Origin of the sequence: Leisingera sp. MMG026, from assembly GCF_021654205.1 — a bacterium.
In the GTDB taxonomy this organism is placed as follows: domain Bacteria; phylum Pseudomonadota; class Alphaproteobacteria; order Rhodobacterales; family Rhodobacteraceae; genus Leisingera.
The window spans coordinates 1-23,145 of sequence record NZ_JAKFZM010000021.1 but is presented as its reverse complement, the minus strand read 5'-3'; the positions used below and the strand labels follow the sequence as shown (position 1 = coordinate 23,145).

Sequence of the window (23,145 nt, the reverse complement as noted above, 5' to 3'; positions counted from 1 at the left end):
CGGGCAAGGGGCCATCGCTGTTCAGCCGAACAGCGATACAATCCAATCGCGTGCCAGGGATACTTCGGCGCTGTTCGGGGCCTCTCCGGCGGCGGGCATCAGGTAGTGGCCCTGACCCATGGGGATTTCTGCACCAAGAACCCGTGCCAGCCGGCCCTGCGACAGCGGCAGTTCGGCATAGCGGCGCATCAGCATGGCCACACCAGCACCAGAGGCCGTCATTTCTATCGCTGCCAAAGAGGTGTCCACATAGAGCGGCGCGGTGCGGTCCTTCAGCGGCACGCCTTCTTGTTCGGACAGCCGCAGCCAATGGTCCTGATAGCCATGGATATGGATCAGCGTCTGGTCGAACAGCTGGTCCACGGACCGCATCCGTCCGGCCAGCTGCGGCTGCGCCACGGGGATCACGGTCTCAGCTGAAAGCAGATGCGCACGGCGGCCGAACCAGCCGGATGGCCCGAGCCGCAGGTCGATATCTACGTCCTCGTCCTGGGTGCTGTCGGCCCAGACGGCAGAGATAAGCCGGATGCGGATATGCGGATTGGCGGCGTGGAACACCCCCAGCCGCGGCGCCACCCATAGGACAGCAGTCGAGACCGGTGCCCGTATCGTCACCGTGCGGGTCTGCGCATGCCCCAGCAGCCCGCGGGTGGAATACGCGATGTCGGTCAGCGCCTGCGCCACCGAAGGGTAATAGGCATGGCCCAGCTCTGTCAGTTCCAGATGGCGCGACCGGCGGATAAAAAAAGTGATGCCAAAGCTTTTCTCCAGGCTGCGCACCTGATGGCTGACGGCGGCCTGGGTCAGCCCCAGTTCCTCTGCCGCAGCGGTGAAGCTCTTCAGACGAGCGGCGGCCTCAAACGCGCGCAGCCAGACGAGATTGGGCAGGTCGGACATTAGTGTTGCAAATTTTCCTGGGGTCAGACCGTTTTATTATTCGTTTTAATTTTGGCGGAGGTCAAGCTAGCCATATCGCAAAGACATACCCCGGGAGGAGACATTCGACATGGCGACGGACATGAAAGTCGGCTTTATCGGCCTTGGCAACGTTGGCGGCAAACTGGCCGGCAGCCTGGTGCGCAACGGTCTGGACGTGACCGTGCACGATCTGGATGCGGATCTGGTGCAGTCCTTTGTGGCGCGCGGTGCCAAAGCAGGCGGCAGCCCGGCGCAAATGATGCAGGATTGCGATGCGGTCATCACCTGCCTGCCAAGCCCTGCGGCATCCGATGCGGTGGTCACCGAGATGCTGCCGCATGTGCAGCCAGGCAAGGTCTGGATGGAAATGTCCACCACCGATGTGGCTGAGGTAAAGCGCTTGGGCGCCTTGATTGCCGAACGCGGCGGTCAGCCGGTCGACTGCCCTGTGTCCGGCGGCTGCCATCGGGCAGACACCGGTAATATATCGATCTATGCGGGCTGCGAGCGCGCGACGTTCGACCGTATTCTGCCGATCCTGACAACCATGGGGCGCCGCATTCTGCACGTGGGCGAGGTCGGCAATTCGTCGGTTCTGAAAGTGATGACCAACTATCTGGCCAATATCAACATGCTGGCGGTCTGCGAGGCGCTGACGGTGATGAAGGCCAGCGGCATGGATCTGGGCATGACGTTTGAGGCGATTTCGATGTCGTCGGGCACCTCTTTTGCGCATGAGACCGAAAGCCAGCTGATCCTGTCCGGATCACGCAATGTGAATTTCACCATGGATCTGGTGATGAAGGACATCGGCCTGTTCCAGACCCTGGCGGACCGCAGCAATGTGCCGCTGGAGCTGTCGCCGCTGATGATCGAGATGATGAAGGACGGCCAGCGCCGTTATGGCGAGCGGGCGCAGTCCGACCGGATGATCGAGCGTCTGGAAGAGGCCACCGGCCTCTCCGTCACCGCGCCGGGTTTCCCGCAGGAATTGATTGACGACGAACCGGAAGAGCCGGGCTATGAGGTGGTCGTGCGCCGCGCTGCTGCGGAATAAGTTTCCCCGCTTGCACGGCCGCATCCAGCCCCTGCTTCGGCGGGGGCTGTTTTCTTTGGTAAATCCGGTTTATGCCCGGCGCAGCAGCAAGGGGAGCAGCGGATGAACAACGAGGTCCTGGCCACAATAGAAGCCTCCGGCGGGCGGCGGATCATGGGCACGGCGATGCTGGGATTGACCGGCTGCCTGCTGCTTTATGTCGCCTTCGCGGCGCCGCCGTCTCCGGCATGGCTGGTGTTTCTGCTGGCGGTTGGCGCAGCGGCACTGTGGCTGGCGGTGCGGATGTGGCAGGCAACCGTGCACCGGATCGAGCTGACAGCAGAGGAGCTGCGCTGTTCAAATGGCCAGCTGATTGCCAAGGTTGAAGATATCAAAGCCATCGACCGCGGCTTTTTTGCCTTTAAGCCGTCCAACGGGTTTTTGATCCGGACCGGTGCGCAAGGCTCCAGGATCTGGATGCCCGGGCTGTGGTGGCGGTCGGGCCGCCGGATCGGCATTGGCGGGGTAACGCCGGGATCGCAAGGCAAGGCGATGTCGGAAATCCTGGCGGCGATGATGGCGCAGCGCGGCCAATAAGGCCGCGCTTCTGGCTCAGTCGGTACTTTCACCGCCATCATTGTGGCTGCCGGAACCGGTAGCGCTGCCTTCGAAAACGACAAGCGGGGCAAAACGCGGGCGGGTGAAGATGAAATTGTCCAGGTTCAGCGTCGGCAGGCCGACATTGAAGGCAGGCTCCATCTCGTTGAAGGTCTCCACCAGAATGACCCGTTCCTGATCCGGCATGTCCGGAAGTTTACCGGCGACAGTGTTGATGGTGGTGTCAGTCCATGTGATATCGGACGTGCCGCGGACTTCGGACCAATCTACATAGTATTTGGCGTCATCGTCGTCCCAGCGAACCACCGATACCCGAAGGCCAAGCTGTGAATCCTGCCGGATCAGGAGTTGCGCCATTTCGTACATGCTGTCGATATAGTCGTCGTTGATCGCCGTTGTTTCACGCGAGATCAGGTCTGAGATGGTGTAAGCAGCTTTGAGATTGACACTGTCGCGGCGGAAGGCGTCAAAGAACGTGTAGATGGAGGCAAACAGGGCCAATAACAGGGGGGTATAGAGTGCGAATTCGACCGATACGCTCCCCTCGGTTCTGCAGCGGAAGATGCGCAGATTGCGGGGCAGGGCTTGGCCGGAAAATTTCGGTATCAGGGCAGTCAGCATGGCTCACCTCGGTTCCTGAACAAATGCGGATGCGGCGGTCAGGCTGATCCGGCCGTCATCATCCTTGGATAGGCTTTGTCCCAATCCCCAGGTTGGCAGGATGGGCTTAAACTTCATGCAGGCACGGATCAGCATCAGCTCATTGGATTGCCCATGTTCGAAGGTTACGTCTGGGTTCACTTCTTCGATCCGGTTGATGCAATCCGGATCTGGATCAATCCCTGTCCAATTGAACGGGTCGGCTCGCACCATTTCAAGCTTCAGAGATGACGCGCAGTCGTCTATGAACCCGGAAAGTTCGCAGATTTCGTCGCGGATTTGCGCGTGGTCTTTATTGGCGCCGGTGTTCAGGCGAATGTCACGCACAGTCAGGTCCAGGGCGCGTTCCAGCTGCGAGTGGCGCAGATTGATCAGCCCCAGCTCCACGGTCGACATCAGTGCCAGCAGGAAGGCGGGGATGACGATGGCGAACTCAACAGAGGCGTTGCCATCGTCGTGTGCCCTGAACCGGCGCAGTTTTTGTGTGATGCAGCGGATCATTGGGTCAGCCTCAATTGGCGGATCGAGGTAGCGATCGAGGAAAAGGCATCGGCGATCTCCAGGCCTTGCACGTCAAAATAATGGGAGTCGGAGCTGGCGCAGTCCTGCAGCACCGCCACCCCGTTGCTGGGCGCCTCAAAGCCGATTGTGTAGACGATGATGCCCTGATCTTTGGCGGCTTCGCAGATGCTGCGGGTGCGGGTGTTCTTTTCCGAGTTGCCGTAGGAGTCGTAAACGCCGTAATACCACTCGCTGCGGGCGGAAGATGTGCCCATCCAGTCGGCGTAGATATATTTGTACAGATATTTGAGCGGCGTCTGCGCGAACAAATCGGAATAGGAGAGCCGGACCGGCGTGCCGCTTTCGGTTGTGTAACCATAACAGTAGCCATTATAAGAGTTGGTGCAGACTGTGTCGTTCCCGGCACCGAACGGATGGTCCTGCCAGCCGCCGCCATTGTGCCAGTAATAGCTGCCGGTCGATGGCCTGAGTGTTGAGTAAACGCCACTGCCGGGACTCGTTTCCGTATACCAGACGTAGGAGTCGCCCTCGCGATGGTCGCTTTCGACATAGTACTGCGAGGTGTTCTGGCCATCTGTCATCAGCACGATCACTTTGACGGTATCCGAGTCTGTGTATTCCGAGGGACGGGTTGAAAAATCACTTGGAATAGACGCATCCGGACCGGCGGTCAGGGCGTTTATCGCGGGCCGGGCTGAAGGATCCAGCAGGGTCGTACCCCATTTCATCCCAATGTCGATGGAGGTGTTGCCGCCACCCCAAAGACCATCGATGAAGGTTTTGAGAGCTGCGGCATCCTTCTGAAAGGGAAGGATCGCCCGTGAGCTATCCGAAGCGGCAACGCAGACAGGGGATTGAACGAAATCGCCGTTATCGCGCCGGTCATTGCTGGACCAGGGCGAGAAATGCATTGTTTGCTCCAGCGGTGCGGTGGTGGACAGGCTGGTTGTGCTGAAATCCGAGCCATCAAAGTTCACGCAATACGAATAGTCGTGCAACTCGTCCAAAGCGTATTGGCCGATCAGGTTTTCCGGGACCGAAACTTGGGTGGCGTAAGGCACGATTGAGATCGACATTTTGCCATCGGTGGTGTTTGCCACCATGGTGTCGATGAAATCCTTGGCCGCAGCCTGCAGATTGGTCAGGCGGCTGTTACGGGTCATCGAACCGGATACGTCCAGTACCAGTGAAATTTCCAGACCGTCGATGCTCTCTTCAGCTCGGGAGGTGGCATATAGCGGCATTTCATCGACACCGGCGAAACCCAGCATGTGGGTGGGAAAGGTTGTGTCGATCGTGGCCTGCACTTTCTTGAAACCCAAGCCGGCTTCCCACCAGGGTGCCTGATAGTACTCCTGAAGACCGGATTTCGAGAGATAGTCCAGCACGACTGCATCAGGTAACTTCTCTTGATCCAGGTCCGCCGCTGCCAGTGCCGCCCGGTCAAGCGTGTACTGCAGCATGGTGCGGTCGCGTTCCATCCGCATCAGGTCCACGCCAATTCCGCCCACCGCAACCATAGCCAGGAAAGTACCGATCATCGGTTTGGCCAGAACACCATCTTCTTCCCGCAGGTAGGCTTGAGCACCGGCCAGACACCGCTGCATGAGCGGGCTGCTCAGCGCTTTGGACCCCTTGTGACGTCTATGCATTTAAACACCCCCCCGCCGGTTCTTGAACAGATCAGCCCGGCTCTAGACGCGGAATTTACACATAATTAATGGCTGCCGAACGTGGCGGAATTGGGGCGGGTTTGCGCCGAAAAACATGTGATTGTAGTGATTTGGGGTTTCAATTGCCGGGTATCCTGCGGAGTTGTTGCAGTCTGCGGCACAATGGTTCCGGGCAAGCGGCGAATCGTGAGTCTTTCGCTAAAATGCGAATCTTTTTGGCAGGGAATGGTCAAAAAGGTCGCACTCCTTAATCTTCTCTGCATAGAGTGAAGGCATCATCGGCATCGAGTCGATGTTTGAGCACGGAGAAGATTTTAGATGAGCAGCCGCACAGAGCCGAGCTTCCGCGAGAGCGTGGACCTGATGTTTAACCGGGCCGTGTCCCTGATGGATTTGCCGCCGGGGCTGGAGGAAAAGATCCGGGTCTGCAACGCGACCTATACGGTGCGGTTCGGGGTGCGCCTGCGTGGCGCCATGCATACATTCACCGGCTACCGCTCGGTCCATTCCGAACATATGGAGCCCGTCAAGGGCGGCATCCGTTATGCCACCGGTGTTAATCAGGACGAGGTCGAAGCGCTGGCGGCGCTGATGACCTATAAATGCGCCCTGGTGGAGGCGCCGTTCGGCGGCTCCAAGGGCGGGCTTTGCATTGATCCGCGCGAATATGAAGAGCACGAACTGGAATTGATCACCCGCCGCTTTGCCTATGAACTGGCCAAGCGCGACCTGATCCATCCCTCTCAGAACGTTCCAGCGCCCGACATGGGCACCGGCGAGCGTGAGATGGCCTGGATTGCGGACCAGTATGCGCGCATGAACACCACCGACATCAACGCCAAGGCTTGTGTCACCGGCAAGCCGCTGAATGCCGGCGGCATCTCGGGCCGGGTCGAGGCCACGGGCCGCGGCGTGCAATATGCGCTGCAGGAATTCTTCCGTTACGAGGAAGACAAGGCAGCAGCTGGCCTGAGCGGCAAGCTGGATGGCAAGCGGGTCATTGTTCAGGGGCTTGGCAACGTGGGCTATCACGCGGCCAAATTCCTGTCCGAGGAAGATGGTTCGCGGATCACCGGCATCATCGAACGGGACGGCGGATTGTCGAACCCCGGTGGCCTGGACGTCGAGGCGGTGCGCAATTGGATCATCAAGCATGGCGGCGTGGCTGGCTACCCGGATGCCCAGTATGTGGAAGACGGCGCGCTGCTGCTGGAAGAAGACTGCGACATCCTGATCCCGGCGGCGCTGGAGGGGGTGATCAACCTGTCCAACGCCGAACGCGTGAAGGCGCCGCTGATCATCGAGGCTGCAAACGGTCCGGTGACTGCCGGTGCGGATGACATTCTGCGCAAGAAGGGCACCGTGATCATTCCCGACATGTATGCCAACGCGGGCGGTGTGACGGTGTCATACTTCGAATGGGTGAAGAACCTGTCCCACATCCGTTTCGGACGCATGCAGCGCCGCCAGGAAGAGGCGCGCCACCAGCTGGTGATCGACGAGCTGCAGCGTCTGGACGACGTGATGGGCAATACCTGGTCGATGTCGCCGAATTTCAAGGACAAGTACCTTAAGGGCGCGGGTGAGCTGGAACTTGTGCGCTCGGGCCTCGATGACACTATGCGGGTGGCCTACCAGTCGATGCGTGAGGTCTGGCACAGCCGGGACGATGTCACCGACCTTCGTACTGCCGCCTATCTGGTGTCGATCGACAAGGTCGCCAAAAGTTATCACGCCAAGGGTCTCTGACCAGCCAGCGGGCACTTTGATTACAGCCGGGGCGGAGGGAAAACTCTCCGCCCCGTTTTTATTCGCTAGTGAACCGGAATACGTCACGACCTGTCGCAATTACCACTAGACACATGTGGTTAGTTCGTGTGTTTTGCAGCAAAGCCGGGCTGGACTGCCGCAAATTAATCCTTGGGGCTAGGAGCAGCAGGCGAAAGCGGGTAGCAATGCCGCCAGGGTCCGGGTCACCTTTTTTCCGGGCACCGGAAGTGATTTGACGGGGAGGGACGACATGCGGTTTTCGGGATGGCGTGTGCTCAAAGAGGGGCTCACCGGAAACAAGGGCTGGACGCCGCACTGGCGCGACCCCGCGCCCAAGTCTGAATATGACGTGGTGATCATCGGCGGCGGCGGCCACGGTCTGGCGACCGCCTATTACCTGGCCAAAGAACACGGCATTACCAATGTTGCAGTGCTGGAAAAGGGTTATCTCGGCGGCGGCAATGTGGGGCGCAACACCACAATCGTGCGCGCCAACTACTACCTGCCGGGCAATTCCGAGTTTTATTCCCACTCGCTGAAACTGTGGGAAGGGATGGAGCAGGACCTGAATTACAACGCGATGATGTCGCAGCGCGGCATCCTCAATCTCTACCACAATGACGGTCAGCGCGACGCCGCAGTGCGGCGGGGCAACGCGATCATCAACCAGGGTGACGATGCTGAGATCCTGAGCCGCGAACAGGTGCGCGCGCTGGCGCCGTTCCTGAATTTTGACAGCAACCGCTTCCCGATCATGGGCGGGCTGATGCAGCGCCGGGCGGGCACTGCGCGCCATGACGCGGTGGCCTGGGGGTATGCCCGCGGTGCCGATATGCGCGGGGTGGATCTGATCCAGAACTGCGAAGTCACCGGCATCGACGTGGAGAACGGCAAGGTTGTTGGCGTGCAGACTGCACGCGGACCGATCCGGGCCAAGAAGGTGGCGCTGGCCGCTGCGGGGCGCTCCGGCCAGGTGGCGGCGATGGCGGGTCTGACCCTGCCGATTGAAAGCCACGTGCTGCAGGCCTTTGTTTCCGAAGGGCTGAAACCCATCGTGGATCATGTGATCACCTTTGCCGAAGGGCATCTCTACATCAGCCAGTCGGATAAGGGCGGGCTGGTGTTTGGCAGCTACCTGGATTTCTACAGCTCTTACGCCGCGCGGGGGAACCTGCCGATGGTGGAGCACACGATGGAGAGCTTTGTGGCGATGGTGCCGGCGGTCAGCAAGGCGCGGCTCTTGCGCAGCTGGGGCGGCATTATGGATATGACGCCGGATGGCTCGCCCATTATCGATCATTCGCCGGTTGACGGCCTCTATCTGAATTGCGGCTGGTGTTACGGCGGCTTTAAGGCGACGCCGGCGTCAGGCCATGTCTATGCCCATCTGATCGCCACGGACCGCCCGCATGGGGCAGCAACCAAACTGAAGCTCGACCGTTTCCGCAGCGGTCATGGCCTGATGGATGAGGAGGGGACCGGTGCGCAGCATAACTTGCACTAAGCGTTTTGAATGCGCCGGGTTTGCCTCCGGCGGGAGTTTTTTCAGAAAGATGAAAGGGCGCTGGTCATGAGGATTGCCTGTCCGCTCTGCGGCGAAAGGGACCGCCGCGAATTCTATTACAAAGGTGCAGCAGTAGTGCGCCCGGCTGAAGGCGCTGGTCTGGATGCCTGGCACGAGTATGTGAACCTGCGGCAAAACCCGGCGGGGCCGCTGGATGAGCTGTGGTATCACGAGATGGGCTGCAATTCCTGGCTGAAGGTAACTCGCAATACGTCGACCCATGAGATTCTGGCGGTGCAGCTGGCGTCCGAGGCCGGGCTGGGAGGTAAGGCATGAGACTTCCAGGCAAGGGGCTGAACCAGGGTGCGAAGCCGGTTACGTTCTCATTTAATGGCCGCCACCTGATGGGGCTGGAAGGGGACACCCTGGCCGCTGCCTTGCTGGCCAATGATGTGCATCTGATGGCGCGGTCGTTCAAATACCACCGTCCGCGCGGGGTGCTGACCGCGGGCAGCGAAGAGCCGAACGCACTGGTGACCACCGGCACCGGCGGCCAGCAGGATCCGAACGTCCGCGCGACCCAGCAAGAAATATTCGAGGGGCTGGAGGCGCGCAGTCAGAACTGCTGGCCCTCGGTCGAACGTGACGTGATGGCGGTCAATGACCTGGCGGCGCCGTTTTTTACTGCAGGGTTCTATTACAAGACTTTCATGTGGCCGGCTGCGTTCTGGGAAAAGCTCTATGAGCCGATGATCCGCAATGCGGCAGGGCTTGGTGCGCTGTCGGGCGAGGCGGATCAGGACCGGTATGAGAAAGCCTTTGCCTTTTGCGATGTGCTGGTGATCGGTTCGGGTCCTGCCGGGCTGATGGCGGCGCTGACTGCGGGCCGGGCCGGGGCCGATGTGATTCTGGCAGAGGAAGACAGCCGCATGGGCGGGCGTCTTTTGGCGGAACGCGAAGACGTCAGCGGCAAGCCGGGCCATGAGTGGGCCGCGGACGTGCTGGCTGAGCTTGAGGCGATGGACAATGTGCGGCTGATGACCCGCACTGCTGTCACCGGCGCCTATGATCAGGGCACTTATGGCGCGCTGGAGCGGGTTTCGCACCATTTGCCGCGGCGCCATTCGCTGAAAGGCAGCCACCTGCCGCGCGAATGCTTCTGGCGGATCGCGGCCAAACATGCGGTGCTGGCGGCAGGCGCGATCGAGCGTCCCGTGGCGTTCCGCAACAATGACCGGCCTGGCATCATGATGGCGGGCGCCGTGCGCGCCTATCTGAACCGCTGGGGCGTGGCGCCGGGGGAGCGGGTCACCGTCTTTGCCAACAACGATCAGGCGCACCGCACCGCACGCGACCTGCATGATGCAGGCGTCCACATCGCGGCGGTGATCGACAGCCGCCATGAGGCGCCGGACAGCGGCCCGTATCAGGTGATCAAGGGCGCGCAGGTTTGCGGTTCCGCCGGACGGCATCGGGTGGACAGCATCACTGTGCGCTCGGTCAAGGGCGAGGAGAAGATCCAGACCGACTGCCTGGCGATGTCCGGCGGCTGGAACCCGTCGGTGCATCTGACCTGCCACTTGAACAGCCGCCCCGTTTGGAAACGCGATGCGCTGGCCTTTGTTCCCGCAGAGGGCGCCGTGCCGGGGATGGTTACGGCGGGCGCCTGTAACGGTACGTTCTCCACCGCAGGCGCGCTGCGCGAAGGCGCGGATGCTGCGGCTAAGGTACTGGAAGCGCTGGGCCTGAAACCCGCTGCCGGTGATCTGCCGGATGCGGAGGATGATCCTTACCGTATTGCGGCGCTCTGGGCGGTGCCGGGCAAGGGCCGCGCCTGGCTTGATTTCCAGAACGACGTCACCGTCAAGGATGTAAAGCAGGCAGCGGTCGAGAATTTCCGCTCGGTCGAGCATATGAAGCGCTACACCACCCAAGGGATGGCAACCGATCAGGGCAAGAACTCAAACGTTGCAGCGCTGGCGGTGCTGGCGGATGCGACGGGGCGGACGATCCCCGAGACCGGCACCACCACCTTCCGGCCGCCGTTTGTGCCGGTGGCCATTGGTGCCATCGGGGCAGGGGCCACGGATGAGGGCTTTAAGCCGCAGCGCTTCCTGACGTCGCACGGCGAGAGCGACACCCGCGGCGCGCATCAGCTGGAGGTCGGGCTGTGGTACCGCGCCGCCTATTATCCGAAGCCGGGGGAGACCAATTGGCGCCAGTCCTGCGACCGGGAAGTGACGTGCGTGCGCAATGCGGTGGGCATTTGCGATGTCTCCACCCTGGGCAAGGTCGACATTCAGGGCGCCGATGCAGGCAAGTTCCTTGATCATCTTTATACCAACACCTTCAGCACGCTGAAGGTTGGCAAGGTCCGCTATGGGCTGATGCTGCGCGAAGACGGCTTTGTCATGGATGACGGCACCACCGCGCGGCTGGGCGAGAACCACTATGTGATGACCACCACAACCGCCGCGGCGGGGCAGGTGATGGCGCATATGGAGTTTGTTTCCCAGGCGCTCTGCCCGGATTGGGACGTGCGGTTCACCTCGGTGACCGAGCAATGGGCGCAGTTTGCCGTAGCAGGCCCCAAGTCGCAGGAGCTGCTGAACGGGCTGCTGGACGAGGAGGTCAACGGCGAAACCTGGCCTTTCATGAGCTGCGGCGAGGCGACCATGCTGGGCGTCAAGGGGCGGCTGTTCCGGATCTCTTTCTCGGGCGAGCATGCCTATGAGGTGGCCGTTCCTGCGCGTTATGGTGAAAGCCTGTTCCGCGAGCTGCTGAAGCGGGCCGAGGCGATGGGCGGCGGTGCCTATGGGATGGAAGCGCTGAACGTGCTGCGGATCGAAAAGGGTCTGATCACCCATGCCGAGATCAATGGCACAGTGACCGCCTTTGACCTGGGGCTGCAGGGGATGATGTCCAGGAAGAAGGATTTTCTGGGCAAGCCGATGTCCACCCGCGAGGGGCTGATGGCCGAGGACCGGATGCGCCTTGTGGGCCTGAAGCCGGTTGGCGCGGCTAAGGAGATCACTGCCGGGGCCCATCTGTTCACGCCGGGCGACCCGGTCGAGCGGATCTATGATCAGGGTTACGTGACCTCGGCCGGTTATTCGCCGGCGCTGGGGTGCCCGATTGGCCTGGCCTTTCTGAAAGAAGGACCGGAGCGGATCGGCGAAACCGTGCGTCTGGTTGACCACATGCGCGGCGTTGATACCCTGTGCGAGGTTGTGCCGCCTGTGTTCTTTGACCCCGAAGGAGGGCGTGCCCGTGGCTGAACTGATTGCAAAAAGCCCCTGTGAAGGACTGGTTCCGGCAACCATCGGCGGCATGAGTCTGACCGAGGAACATCCCGGTGCGATGTGGACCGTGGCCCCGTTCAAGGGCCAGCAGGAGGCGCTGAGCAAAGCGCTGGAAACGGCCCATGGCATGGCCTTCCCGGCGGTAAACCGTGCAACCGGCAAGGCCGGCAGCCGCGCGGTCTGGTTCGGGCGGGGCATGGCATTGCTGATGGGGCTTGCGCCGGATGCCAAGCTGGCCAAGCACGCCGCGCTGACGGATCAGAGCGACGCCTGGGCCGTGGTGCGGCTGGAAGGCGCTGGCGCTGAGGACGTGCTGGCGCGGCTGGTGCCGGTTGATCTGCGGAGCCAGGTGTTCAAGCGCGGCCATACTGCACGGACCGAGCTGAAGCACATGATGGCCTCGGTGACCCGCACTGGGCCGCAGGCGTTTCAGATCATGGTGTTCCGCTCGATGGCGAAAACGCTTGTGCATGATTTGAAAACAGCGATGGAAGCTGTCGCGGCGCGGGGGTAACCTTTGGGGATCACCAACTGATTCCCGGAGCGCATCTATGATCCGCATCGCCCTAGCAGCCGCCCTACTGGCGGCTCCGGCCTATGCTTCTGAAACCAAAGAACAAAGCTGCAAGTACCAGGGCCAAGTCATGGCCGCGGTGCAGCAGGCGCGGCTGGACCGGGTGAAACAGGAAGAGGTGGAGCAGGCGGTGCTGAACAGCGAACCGGACTGGCCTGAGACCTATTCCAAGGCGATCCCGCAGCTGACGAACCATGTCTATGCGATGAAACGGCGCGACCTGCGCGACGTTGATCTTGGTGCGGCCTTCGAGGAACAGTGCCTGCAGAACTGGGATCAGATCCAGGCGATGCAGAAACAGCTGAAGTCGAACTGATATGTCCCTGCCGCCCGGCTTTCTGGATGAATTGCGCACCCGAGTCAGTATCTCTGATGTTGTCGGGCGCAAGGTCATGTGGGATCAGCGCAAGTCGCAGCCGGGCAAGGGTGACTATTGGAGCCCGTGCCCCTTTCACCATGAGAAAACCGCATCCTTCCATGTAGAGGACCGCAAGGGGTTCTATTACTGCTTCGGCTGCCACGCCAAAGGCGACGCGCTGAAATTCATCCAGGAGACCGAGAACGTCGGTTTCATGGAGGCGGTGGAGATCCTGGCGCAAGAGGCTGGCATGGAAATGCCCAAGCGCGACCCGCGCGCGCAGGAAAAGCAGGACCGCAGGGCACTGCTGGCCGAAGTGATGGAGCAGGCGGTACAGTTCTTCCGCTTGCAGCTGAAAACCAACGCTGCCCATGACGCCCGCTCTTATCTGCAGCGCCGCGGGCTGACGGCGCAGGCGCTGGACCGCTGGGAAATCGGCTTTGCCCCTGATGGCTGGCAGGCCTTGTGGGACGGGTTGCGTGGCAAGAACGTGCCCGAGGATCTGATCATCGGCGCCGGGCTGGCCAAACCCTCGAACAAGGGCGGCAAGCCTTATGACACTTTCCGCAACCGGATCATGTTCCCGATCCGCGATGCGCGCGGCCGCGCAATTGCCTTTGGCGGCCGGGCGATGGACCCCAATGACAACGCCAAATACCTGAACTCGCCCGAGACCGAGCTGTTCGACAAGGGCCGCAGCCTGTATAACCACGGGCCTGCGCGGGCGGCTTCGGGGAGGGGGTCCTCGCTGGTCGTGGCTGAGGGCTATATGGATGTGATTGCGCTGGCCGAAGGCGGGTTTCAGTCCTCGGTGGCGCCGCTGGGCACTGCGATCACCGAAAATCAGCTGCAGATGCTGTGGCGGATGTCGGATGAACCGATCATCGCGCTGGACGGCGACAAGGCGGGCATCCGCGCCGCCATGCGGCTGATTGATCTGGCGCTGCCCTTGCTGGAGGCCGGGAAATCCCTGCGCTTTGCCATCATGCCCGAAGGCAAGGACCCCGACGACCTGATCCGCAGTAAGGGCCCCGAGGCGGTGCAGGCGGTGCTGGATCAGGCGATGCCGATGGTCAAACTGCTGTGGCAGCGCGAGACCGAGGGCAAAGTCTTCGACAGCCCCGAACGCAAGGCGTCGCTGGACAAATCCTTGCGCGAGAAGATCAAGCTGATCCGCGACCCTTCGATCCGCAAGCATTACGGCGAAGACGTCAAGGAGATGCGCTGGCAGCTGTTTCGCGGCAACCGCAGTAATCGCGACGGCGACGACGGCGGTTTCCAGCAGCGCGGATCCCGCAGCGGCGGCTTTCGCGATGGCAGCCGTCCGCCGTGGAAACCCGGCAAGGGCTTTGGCCCGATTCCGCAGCCGCGCGCAACCACCCGTGCCTCGCTGGTGGCAGGTGCCGAAGACGAGTTTTTTGCCGCCATGCGCGAAGCGGTGATCCTGGCCACGGCAATCACCACCCCGGCTGTGATCCCCGAATTCGAGACCAGCCTTGAGCGCCTGCAATGCGCCGATCCGGATCTGGCGGTGCTGCGGGATATGGTGCTGCGCTTTGGCATCAGCGCGCCGGAGCGTCTGCGCGAGGAAATCGACTGGTCTTTGGGACCTCATGCCCTTGAAAACCTCTTTGGCCTTCGCCATGTCGCAATCACCCCCTGCCTGCGCAAACCCGGCGACACCGAACTGGCCAGCATGACCCTGGCCGAGGAGCTGGCAAAGCTGGAGGCGCGGCGCGGGCTGGACGCGGAACTGGCAGAGGCCGAAGAGGATCTGGACGGCCTTGCAGATGAGGCGCTGACCTGGCGGTTGCGGCAGGCAGCCGAGGCCAAGAACAAGGCAGTGCGCAGCGAGAATGAGGACCAGGCGCAGTATGATGTGGGCGAGAACGGCGCGCGGCTCAGCCGGGATGAGCGCGACGCGTTCGGCGCCCTTTTGGATCGGATCGGCTTTTCCGGTAAATGACACAGATTGCCTGATTCTGCGTTTTGCTAAGGAAGAGCACAGGAAAATTGGGTAAACGGGGTGACGAATCAGAGAATCGCGCTAATGATTCGCGCGACCCGAATCGCCCCGCAGCCCCTGAGTAGGAGCAATGAATGGCCGCCAAAGACACCGACGACCGCAAACCTGATGATCAGGACGCCGAAATCTCACTCGACATGAGCCAGACTCAGGTCAAGAAGATGATCGCGGAGGCCCGCGAGAAAGGCTACATCACCTACGATCAGCTCAATCAGGTTCTGCCGCCGGATCAGGTCAGTTCGGAACAGATCGAAGACGTGATGTCGATGCTCAGCGAAATGGGCATCAACATCATCGAGGACGAAGAGGCCGAAGAAGAAGAGAACAAGGGCACCACCGACCTTGTGACCACCGAAGGCCCGCGCGAGGTTGCGCTGGCCGGCGCCCAGGCTGAAAAGCTGGACCGCACCGATGATCCGGTGCGCATGTACCTGCGCGAGATGGGCTCGGTTGAGCTGCTGAGCCGTGAAGGCGAGATTGCCATCGCCAAGCGGATCGAAGCCGGCCGCAATACAATGATCCTGGGGCTGTGCGAAAGCCCGCTGACCTTCCAGGCGATCACCATCTGGCACGACGAACTGCTGTCCGAGGACATCCTGCTGCGCGACGTCATCGACCTGGAGGCCACCTTTGGCAACCAATTGGACGAAGACGGCGAGGAGGAAGCGCCGGTCGTCGATACATCCGCTGTGGCTGCGGCCAAGCCGGTTAAAGACGAAGGTCCCGAGCTGGACGCCGACGGCAACCCGATTGCCAGCGATGACGACGATGACGAGGATGAACAGGCCAACATGTCGCTGGCCGCGATGGAGGCCGCGCTCAAGGACCGTGTTCTGGTCACGCTGGAGCGGATCTCGACCGACTTTGCGCAGCTGTCCGAAATGCAGGACAGCCGGATCTCGGCAACCCTGAACGAGGACGGCTCCTTCAGCACGCAGGACGAGGCGACCTATCAGGCGCTGCGCTCGGAAATCGTCGAACTGGTGAACGGGCTGCATCTGCACAACAACCGGATCGAGGCGCTGATTGACCAGCTTTACGGCATCAACCGCCGGGTGATGCAGATTGACAGCGCGATGGTCAAGCTGGCCGACCAGGCCCGCATCAACCGCCGCGAGTTCATTGATGCCTACCGCGGCCGCGAGCTGGACCCGAACTGGCTGACCGACATGGGCGGCAAGCCCGGCCGCGGCTGGCAGATGTTCATCGAACGCTCTACCGACAAGGTCGAAGAACTGCGCGCCGACATGGCCCAGGTCGGCCAGTATGTCGGTCTGGATATCTCAGAATTCCGCCGCATCGTGCAGCAGGTGCAAAAGGGTGAGAAAGAAGCCCGCCAGGCCAAGAAGGAAATGGTCGAGGCGAACCTGCGCCTGGTGATCTCGATCGCCAAGAAATACACCAACCGCGGCCTGCAGTTCCTGGACCTGATCCAGGAAGGCAACATCGGTTTGATGAAGGCGGTGGACAAATTCGAATACCGCCGCGGCTACAAATTCTCGACCTATGCGACCTGGTGGATCCGTCAGGCCATCACCCGCTCGATCGCGGATCAGGCCCGCACCATCCGGATCCCGGTCCACATGATCGAGACCATCAACAAGCTGGTCCGCACCGGCCGCCAGATGCTGCATGAGATCGGCCGCGAGCCGACCCCGGAAGAGCTGGCGGAAAAGCTGCAGATGCCGCTGGAGAAGGTCCGCAAGGTGATGAAGATCGCCAAGGAGCCGATCAGCCTTGAAACCCCGATCGGGGACGAGGAAGACAGCCAGCTGGGTGATTTCATCGAGGACAAGAATGCTGTGCTGCCCTTGGACAGCGCCATTCAGGAAAACCTCAAGGAAACCACCACCCGGGTGCTGGCGTCGCTCACCCCGCGCGAGGAACGGGTTCTGCGGATGCGCTTCGGCATCGGCATGAACACCGACCACACGCTGGAGGAGGTCGGCCAGCAGTTCAGCGTGACCCGCGAACGGATCCGCCAGATCGAAGCGAAAGCGCTCAGGAAATTGAAGCACCCCAGCCGCAGCCGCAAACTGCGCAGCTTCCTGGATCAGTAATCAAAGGGCGCCCCGCGGGGCGCCTTTTTCTTGCCTGATTGACCTGTAACCTACCCAACAGATTAGTTTGGGGAATTCAGAAGATGTTGCTTAGATTCGTGTTAGTTGCGCTGGTGGCCAGTGCTCATTCCGCGCGGGCAGACGTTCCCGATTTCTTTCAGATCCCCTTCCTATCGGATGTCGCCAGCGCCAGTATTCAAAGGGATTATGAACGGGTCCGCTGCAAGCAGACCTATATGGTGGCCGTGTCGCCGAACGGGCATTGGGCGTCCCGCTGCAGCGGCAACAAGCTGTCGTCGACAATAACCCGTGCTGTATTGCAAAAGTGCGAGCACGCGGCGGGTCAGGCTTGCGGCATGGCCATCGCAAAGGGGCAGAACATACCGGATTGGCAGGCAAGTCCTTCCTTGGTCTATGCCGGGACCGTAAGTCCTGAGACTATTCCGTTTGTTGCTGATTTGCGGGGCAGGGACGTGGTGTCCCGCTATTCTGCGGCCAGACGGAGTAAGGCGCTGGCGCTCAGCCGGAACGGAGCTTGGGCTTATGCGTCGGGGCGCTTGACCATGCGCGAGGCTGAACAGGTTGCGCTTAGTAAATGCGAAGAAAATGATGGTAATCGCAGACGATGTTTTTTGTATGCTTCCGGCGATGATGTGGTGTTTGGGCCTGACGCCAACATTTTCCCCGAACGCTGACCAATATTGGGGCATGACTTGAATGAGAAAGAAGGAAGAGAGCACAGACCTCATCGTCTTCGACGGCGAATGCGTGCTGTGCTCGGGCTTCTTCCGCTTCATGCTGCGCCATGACCGGGCCGAACGGTTCCGCTTTGCCACCGCGCAGTCGCCGCTGGGGCAACAGCTCTACCGCCAGCATGGCCTGCCGACGGATGCCTTCGAGACCAATCTGGTGATTGTGGATGGCCGCACCTATCAGCGGCTGGATGCCTTTGCCGCCGCAATGCGGGCGCTGCCCTTGCCTTGGCCGGCCTTGTCTGTCTGCCGGTTCCTGCCGGGACGGCTGAAGGACGCGCTCTACTTCAGTGTCGCCCGCAACCGGTACCGGCTGTTCGGCCGCTTTGATACGTGCCTGATCCCTGGCCCAGAGGTTCGCGCCCGGTTTGCCGACGGAGGCTTTGAGCTATGAGGGATGCCTTTGGCGACATTATCGCGGCGCAAGACCTGGAGGTGCCGCCGGTCCTGCTGCGGTTCCATGCGCAACCGCCGCAACGCAGCCACGGCATGGTCAAGGTTGAGGGCGGCAACCGCTGGGCGCGACTGCTGGCGGCGCTTGCAGGGTTTCCGCCGCCGATGGCAGAAACCCGGTTCCGGCTGGACGTCGCGCCGCAGGGCAAGGGCCATGTCTGGCGGCGCAGTTTCGGCAAATTCCTGACCCGCTCGCACCTGCGCTACGATCCGCAAACAGGCAGGGCGGTGGAACGTTTCGGCATGGTCGAGCTGGACCTGGCCGTCTCGGTCCAGCAAGGCGCAATGGTGGTCTCGGTGGAGAGGGCCCGGCTGTTCGGCCTGCCGCTGCCCCAGGCCCTTTGCCCGCAAAGCGCCGCTGCCGAATTTGAGACGCCGGAGGGGCACTTGGGATTTGACATCTCTGCCAGCCTGCCGCGCATCGGTCTGCTGGTACGTTACAGCGGGTTTCTGGTGCTGCCCGAGCTGGACCTCAGGCGTTAACCATTTGCTAACCCTGTCATTGCCCGGCGCGGCATCCCCCCTTAAAATCGGTGCTGTTGCCCATTGGCCTTCCGGGGGGAAGAAAATGTCTGCACATACCAATATGAACACGGCACTGCTGGCGCTGACTGCAAAGCTTCAATCGTTGAATGATCTGGTGACTGCCAACCAGTTCATGGTCGAGGTTTTGGCGGATCAGGGGGATGCGCTTAAGCAAATGGATGGAGCCGGGACCAAGGATATGCTGCGCCGGCAGGCGCGCGAAAAGTTCCACCCTGACACTGGCACCGTGCCGAATGCTGCAGCGCTTGCCATTCTTGAAGGCGTGCTGAGTCATCAGCGGGACAGCGCAGAGATCATTCCATTCCCGCCCCGCGCCTAAGCCGGGCGTTCACACATCTGCGAGAGGTCGTTACAAAGGTGCTGCCGGTCTATTGGAGCCGCTGCGGCACATCCCTATGTTGAAGCGAACACAGGGATATTTCCGAATGAAAAACCTCCTTTGCGCAGCAGGCCTGGCTTGTCTTTCTTCCATCCCCGCAGCTGCGGATGCCTTCTTAACCAACCGCGGTGTGCGGGTGCTGCCGGTCAATGACACGGTCTATGAGGTGGTGCCGCGCGGATCGGGCGGCACCTGGGATTACTGGTGCGCAGCTGCCGAATACGCCCGCCGCGAGCTGGGCGCTGGCTGGATGGACCGGTTTTACGTGGTGCGGGGCCGGGATGTCAGCGTCACCACCGGGCGCCGGTCCTCGGTGCAGTTCACGCTCTACCCGAAGCGCAGCGGTGTCGAACCCAAGACAGGCTGGCTGTCGCTGGGTTTTCGCCCCGGAGAAAGCATGTCAGTGCAGCAGGGATATGGCTATTGCGTGAATGAACCGGCGTTGTAGTGGATCCGAAGCATCTGAACTCGCGCGGATGTGATGTTGTATGGTGGCAATTGGCGGTGTTCTGGTGCCGGTCGCTCCAGTAGCTGCGCAATCCGCTTGTAGCAATGGGAGGCCAGTTCTTCTGCAACATGCTTCGCAACACAGTGTCATCTAGCGTGAGCTGCTGCCCGGAGAGAGCCCCGGCTACGTTTACGTCGGAGTAACGTTCCAGCTACAATCGTAGCTCTTGCTTGTCCCTGCCGTGCTGCGGCTAGGGAGCTGACAAAGCGGAGTTTTCTCAAATGCAGATGGCCTTGAGAACGGTGTGAAGGAGCCAGGGCGTGACTTGCAATAGCGACCGCACAGCAGTGTGAGTCGTTTGTGTTTCAATTCTCCTTACACTTCTCGGTATCTGCCTGGTTGCCGGGCGGCGCACCAAAACTGAAAGGGGTCCGACATGAAAATCTGGATATCTGTCCTGTCTCTCGCCACTGCTCTGCCGTTTTTACAGCCAGAGCCGGCCGCGGCCTGGAATGACCGCAGGGCGGCGCATATCAATGCAGTATCGCAGGATGTCTTTGAGGTAGTGCCGAAAATCTCAGCCGGTGCATTCTTCTGGTGTGCTGCAGCTGATCATGCTCAGCGGAACCTAGGAGCGCCGTGGAAGGCGGATCTGTTTATCACCCGCGGGTTGGGGGCAAGCGAGACAACAAACCGCGTATCAGCGGTTCAGTTCACCCTGAATGCGGGTTTGGCGCCGGCGGCAAGCCGTGGCAATATCAATAGCCTGAAGGCAGGCCAAAGCATGAGTTTGCGGCGGGCTTTTGGTTATTGCGACAGGCTGCCGGGGCGACCCTGAGCTAGGGCCTGCCTGATACCTGGCGGCAGTTGAAACAAGGAGAACTAGATGACCATACGCATTGCAGCCATTGCCGGTCTGACCGGGGCGCTTCTCCTATTGCCTGAAGCAAGCGCTGCCTGGCGGGCGATTAACCGCCACGAGGTGCTGCCAGTGTCCGAAGGCGTCTGGGAAGTGGTGGCCCGGGTCGGGACCGGCGCGCAGGATTATTGGTGCGGTATCGGTGATTTTGCGATCCGCCAGCTGCGGGCGCCGGTGAACCAGCGGATCTATGTCTGGCGCGGGGTCGGGCCTTCGGTCAACCGGCCGGGGCGCAAAGCGGTGCAATTTGCCTTTGGCCTGCCGCCTGGTGTTCCTGACCGGTCCTCCAGCCTGTCGCTGAATGTGCGCGAGGCAGGTGACAATCTGCATGTGTCGGCTGCGCAAACCTATTGTTATGACCGGCTGCCCGGGCGGGACCGCTGGTTGCCTTGATTTCCAGCTTCACCGGCTGACACTGTTGCCGGCCGGGCTGTGTTCAGCGAAAAGATCTGCATGATGCATGAGTTCACCATTCCGACGCGCGGGCAGGGCCTTTATGAGTTCACCCGTGACGTGCAGGCCTGGGTTTCCGGGTCCGGCCTGCAGGATGGGCTGCTGACCCTGTTTGTCCGGCACACGTCCTGCTCGCTGCTGATCCAGGAAAATGCCGACCCCGAGGTGCAGACCGACCTTCGGGCCTTCTTTTCGCGCCTGGTGCCGCCTTCCTCCGATCCCGCAATGGCCTATCTGCGCCACACCTATGAGGGGCCGGACGACATGCCCGCCCATATCAAAGCGGCGATGATGCCAATCAGCCTGTCGGTCCCTGTCAGCCGCGGAGTACTGGTGCTGGGCACCTGGCAGGGGATCTACCTGTTTGAACACCGCGATCGTCCGCACCAGCGGCATGTGGCCGCGCATCTGGCCTGAACCTCTTTATCTAGCGGCCATAAATCACCACTACCCAAATTCTGGAGGGTAGCCTATAGTTGTGGATAACCGGGCAAACACCGGCACAAACAATAGGCTGACAGGATTGAGGGAGCAGGCGGATGCGCTGCCCATTTTGCGGAAATATCGACACTCAGGTCAAGGATTCACGCCCCGCCGAAGATCATGTTTCGATCCGGCGGCGCCGGTTCTGCCCGGCCTGCGGCGGCCGTTTCACCACCTACGAACGGGTGCAGCTGCGCGATCTTGTGGTGATCAAAACCAGCGGCAAGCGCGAGGATTTCGACCGCGACAAGCTGGAACGCTCGATCCGCATTTCGATGCAGAAACGCCCGATAGAACCCGAACGCATTGATCAGATGATCTCCGGTATCGTGCGGCGGCTGGAAAGCATGGGCGAGACTGATATCGGGTCGAAGAAAATCGGCGAAATCGTGATGGAGGCGCTGGCCCGGATCGACACCGTGGCTTACGTGCGCTTTGCCAGCGTTTACAAAAATTTCCAGGCGGCGGATGATTTCGAGGATTTTGTTCACGAGCTGCGCCCGCCAATTGCACCGGAAGAATAATGGACGCTGATCACCGTTTCATGGCGCTGGCGCTGTCCCTGGGACGGCGCGGGCAGGGCAATTGCTGGCCCAACCCGGCAGTGGGCTGTGTTATCGTGCAGGGCGGCCGCGTTTTGGGCCGCGGCTGGACCAGGCCGGGCGGCCGCCCTCATGCAGAAACCGAAGCGCTGGCGCAGGCCGGCGGGGCGGCGCGCGGCGCCACGGCTTATGTGACGCTGGAACCTTGCGCCCATCACGGCGAAACGCCGCCTTGCGCGCAGGCGCTGATTGACGCCGGTGTGGCGCGGGTTGTTGCCGCGATCGAGGACAGCGATCCGCGGGTGTCAGGGCATGGATTTCAGATGCTGCGCAATGCGGGCATTGAGGTGGCCACCGGAATATGGGGGGCACAGGCAGCGCGGGATCATGCTGGTTTCTTTCTGAAGACTGAGCAGGGCCGCCCGCTGGTGACCCTGAAGCTGGCCGCCAGTTTCGACGGGCGCATTGCCACCGGATCGGGCCAAAGCAAATGGATCACAGGACCGGAGGCCCGCCGCGCCGTGCACGCGATGCGCGCGCGCCATGATGCGGTGATGGTGGGCGGCGGGACTGCGCGGGCTGATGATCCCTCGCTGACCGTGCGCGATCTGGGGGTGGAGCACCAGCCTGTGCGAGTGGTGATCTCGCGCCATCTGGACTTGCCGCTGATGGGTCAGCTGGCCCGCACAGCCAAAGACGTGCCGGTCTGGCTCTGCCATGGCCACGGCGCTGATCATGAGCGCATTCAGGCCTGGGAAGGGCTGGGTGCCAATCTGATCCCCTGTGCGTCGCACGGGGTACAGCTGGACGCGGCGGATGTGCTGCAGCAGCTGGGGCAGGCGGGGCTGACGCGGGTGTTCTGCGAAGGCGGCAGCGCGCTGGCAGCCTCGCTGCTGGCGTTTGATCTGGTGGATGAGCTGATCGGCTTCACTGCTGGTCTGGGGATTGGTGCCGAGGGTCTGCCGTCGATCGGTGCGCTCGGCATCGGCCGGCTGAAGGAAGCGCCGCGGTTTGAGCTGGTTGAAACCCGTCCCCTCGGCAAAGACATCCTGCACCGCTGGACCCGCGCGCTGCGCTGACCATCCTATTGCGTGCAGAACCGGCTCTCCCGCCCGTCACTGGAGCATATTTCATGCTCCGCTCCCGTTG

Annotated in this window: 23 protein-coding genes; 19 read left to right on the top strand and 4 right to left on the bottom strand. The window is 61.4% G+C overall.

Translation table 11 applies throughout. The annotated features are described in order from the left end of the window. Positions 1-21: 21 nt before the first annotated feature. Positions 22-897, bottom strand: a complete 876-nt coding sequence (locus L1069_RS13090; RefSeq protein ID WP_237455957.1) for a LysR family transcriptional regulator — start codon at positions 895-897, stop codon at positions 22-24. A gap of 121 nt (positions 898-1,018) precedes the next feature. Here L1069_RS13090 and L1069_RS13085 point away from each other — a divergent pair, with 121 nt between their 5' ends. Further along, a complete protein-coding gene (locus L1069_RS13085; protein WP_129372932.1) occupies positions 1,019-1,975 on the top strand; it encodes an NAD(P)-dependent oxidoreductase in 957 nt (318 codons plus the stop codon). Positions 1,976-2,077: 102 nt separating this feature from the next. Continuing rightward, on the top strand, positions 2,078-2,551 hold the full coding sequence (locus tag L1069_RS13080) for a hypothetical protein (protein ID WP_237455956.1): 474 nt from the start codon (positions 2,078-2,080) through the stop codon (positions 2,549-2,551). 15 nt (positions 2,552-2,566) lie between these two features. Here L1069_RS13080 and L1069_RS13075 read toward each other — a convergent pair whose 3' ends face one another. Genes L1069_RS13075 through L1069_RS13065 form a run of 3 tightly spaced genes read right to left on the bottom strand, consistent with a single transcriptional unit; the run spans position 2,567 to position 5,361 of the window. Then, positions 2,567-3,193 (bottom strand): pilus assembly protein, encoded by a 627-nt coding sequence (locus L1069_RS13075; protein WP_237455955.1) that lies wholly within the window; start codon positions 3,191-3,193, stop codon positions 2,567-2,569. A 3-nt stretch (positions 3,194-3,196) separates the two neighbouring features. Further along, a complete protein-coding gene (locus tag L1069_RS13070; protein WP_129371587.1) occupies positions 3,197-3,733 on the bottom strand; it encodes a TadE/TadG family type IV pilus assembly protein in 537 nt (178 codons plus the stop codon). Then, a complete protein-coding gene (locus L1069_RS13065; RefSeq protein WP_237455954.1) occupies positions 3,730-5,361 on the bottom strand; it encodes a pilus assembly protein TadG-related protein in 1,632 nt (543 codons plus the stop codon). Before L1069_RS13065 ends, L1069_RS13070 begins: the two co-directional genes overlap by 4 nt. 384 nt (positions 5,362-5,745) lie before the next feature. On the opposite strand from L1069_RS13065, the gene L1069_RS13060 reads away from it, so the two are divergent. The 17 genes from L1069_RS13060 (at position 5,746) to ribD (ending at position 23,075) form a co-directional block, all read left to right on the top strand. Next, positions 5,746-7,176 carry a Glu/Leu/Phe/Val dehydrogenase gene (locus L1069_RS13060; protein WP_237455953.1) on the top strand — a complete coding sequence of 477 codons (1,431 nt, stop codon included), beginning with the start codon at positions 5,746-5,748 and terminating at the stop codon, positions 7,174-7,176. Between the two features lie 271 nt (positions 7,177-7,447). Then, the gene (locus L1069_RS13055) at positions 7,448-8,701 is read left to right on the top strand and encodes a sarcosine oxidase subunit beta family protein (protein WP_237455952.1); all 1,254 of its coding nucleotides are present in this window, start codon (positions 7,448-7,450) and stop codon (positions 8,699-8,701) included. A gap of 66 nt (positions 8,702-8,767) precedes the next feature. Then, a complete protein-coding gene (locus L1069_RS13050) occupies positions 8,768-9,037 on the top strand; it encodes a sarcosine oxidase subunit delta (protein WP_129371583.1) in 270 nt (89 codons plus the stop codon). Further along, positions 9,034-11,979 carry a sarcosine oxidase subunit alpha family protein gene (locus tag L1069_RS13045; protein WP_237455951.1) on the top strand — a complete coding sequence of 982 codons (2,946 nt, stop codon included), beginning with the start codon at positions 9,034-9,036 and terminating at the stop codon, positions 11,977-11,979. Before L1069_RS13050 ends, L1069_RS13045 begins: the two co-directional genes overlap by 4 nt. Continuing rightward, positions 11,972-12,517 (top strand): sarcosine oxidase subunit gamma, encoded by a 546-nt coding sequence (locus L1069_RS13040; RefSeq protein WP_237455950.1) that lies wholly within the window; start codon positions 11,972-11,974, stop codon positions 12,515-12,517. Before L1069_RS13045 ends, L1069_RS13040 begins: the two co-directional genes overlap by 8 nt. Before the next feature lie 37 nt (positions 12,518-12,554). Next, entirely contained in the window at positions 12,555-12,893 is a 339-nt protein-coding gene (locus tag L1069_RS13035) for a hypothetical protein (RefSeq protein WP_237455949.1), read from the top strand. A gap of 1 nt (position 12,894) precedes the next feature. Then, positions 12,895-14,901: a DNA primase gene (gene dnaG / locus L1069_RS13030; protein WP_237455948.1), complete on the top strand. Its 2,007-nt coding sequence runs from the start codon at positions 12,895-12,897 to the stop codon at positions 14,899-14,901. 134 nt (positions 14,902-15,035) lie between these two features. Then, the gene (rpoD, locus tag L1069_RS13025; protein ID WP_237455947.1) at positions 15,036-17,021 is read left to right on the top strand and encodes an RNA polymerase sigma factor RpoD; all 1,986 of its coding nucleotides are present in this window, start codon (positions 15,036-15,038) and stop codon (positions 17,019-17,021) included. An 83-nt stretch (positions 17,022-17,104) separates the two neighbouring features. Then, the gene (locus L1069_RS13020; protein WP_237455946.1) at positions 17,105-17,716 is read left to right on the top strand and encodes a hypothetical protein; all 612 of its coding nucleotides are present in this window, start codon (positions 17,105-17,107) and stop codon (positions 17,714-17,716) included. 22 nt (positions 17,717-17,738) lie between these two features. Then, complete coding sequence (locus L1069_RS13015) at positions 17,739-18,167, top strand: DCC1-like thiol-disulfide oxidoreductase family protein (protein ID WP_237455945.1); 429 nt, start codon at positions 17,739-17,741, stop codon at positions 18,165-18,167. Then, complete coding sequence (locus L1069_RS13010; protein ID WP_237455944.1) at positions 18,164-18,709, top strand: DUF4166 domain-containing protein; 546 nt, start codon at positions 18,164-18,166, stop codon at positions 18,707-18,709. Before L1069_RS13015 ends, L1069_RS13010 begins: the two co-directional genes overlap by 4 nt. Before the next feature lie 85 nt (positions 18,710-18,794). Continuing rightward, positions 18,795-19,091 carry a hypothetical protein gene (locus L1069_RS13005; protein ID WP_129371574.1) on the top strand — a complete coding sequence of 99 codons (297 nt, stop codon included), beginning with the start codon at positions 18,795-18,797 and terminating at the stop codon, positions 19,089-19,091. A gap of 106 nt (positions 19,092-19,197) precedes the next feature. After that, on the top strand, positions 19,198-19,599 hold the full coding sequence (locus L1069_RS13000) for a hypothetical protein (protein WP_129371573.1): 402 nt from the start codon (positions 19,198-19,200) through the stop codon (positions 19,597-19,599). A gap of 886 nt (positions 19,600-20,485) precedes the next feature. Continuing rightward, positions 20,486-20,911: a hypothetical protein gene (locus L1069_RS12995; RefSeq protein WP_237455943.1), complete on the top strand. Its 426-nt coding sequence runs from the start codon at positions 20,486-20,488 to the stop codon at positions 20,909-20,911. Positions 20,912-20,971: 60 nt separating this feature from the next. Further along, positions 20,972-21,388 (top strand): secondary thiamine-phosphate synthase enzyme YjbQ, encoded by a 417-nt coding sequence (locus L1069_RS12990; protein ID WP_237455942.1) that lies wholly within the window; start codon positions 20,972-20,974, stop codon positions 21,386-21,388. Positions 21,389-21,510: 122 nt separating this feature from the next. Beyond that, the gene (gene nrdR / locus L1069_RS12985) at positions 21,511-21,978 is read left to right on the top strand and encodes a transcriptional regulator NrdR (protein ID WP_134829377.1); all 468 of its coding nucleotides are present in this window, start codon (positions 21,511-21,513) and stop codon (positions 21,976-21,978) included. Then, positions 21,978-23,075, top strand: a complete 1,098-nt coding sequence (gene ribD, locus L1069_RS12980) for a bifunctional diaminohydroxyphosphoribosylaminopyrimidine deaminase/5-amino-6-(5-phosphoribosylamino)uracil reductase RibD (RefSeq protein ID WP_275423075.1) — start codon at positions 21,978-21,980, stop codon at positions 23,073-23,075. Before nrdR ends, ribD begins: the two co-directional genes overlap by 1 nt. Positions 23,076-23,145: the final 70 nt, after the last annotated feature.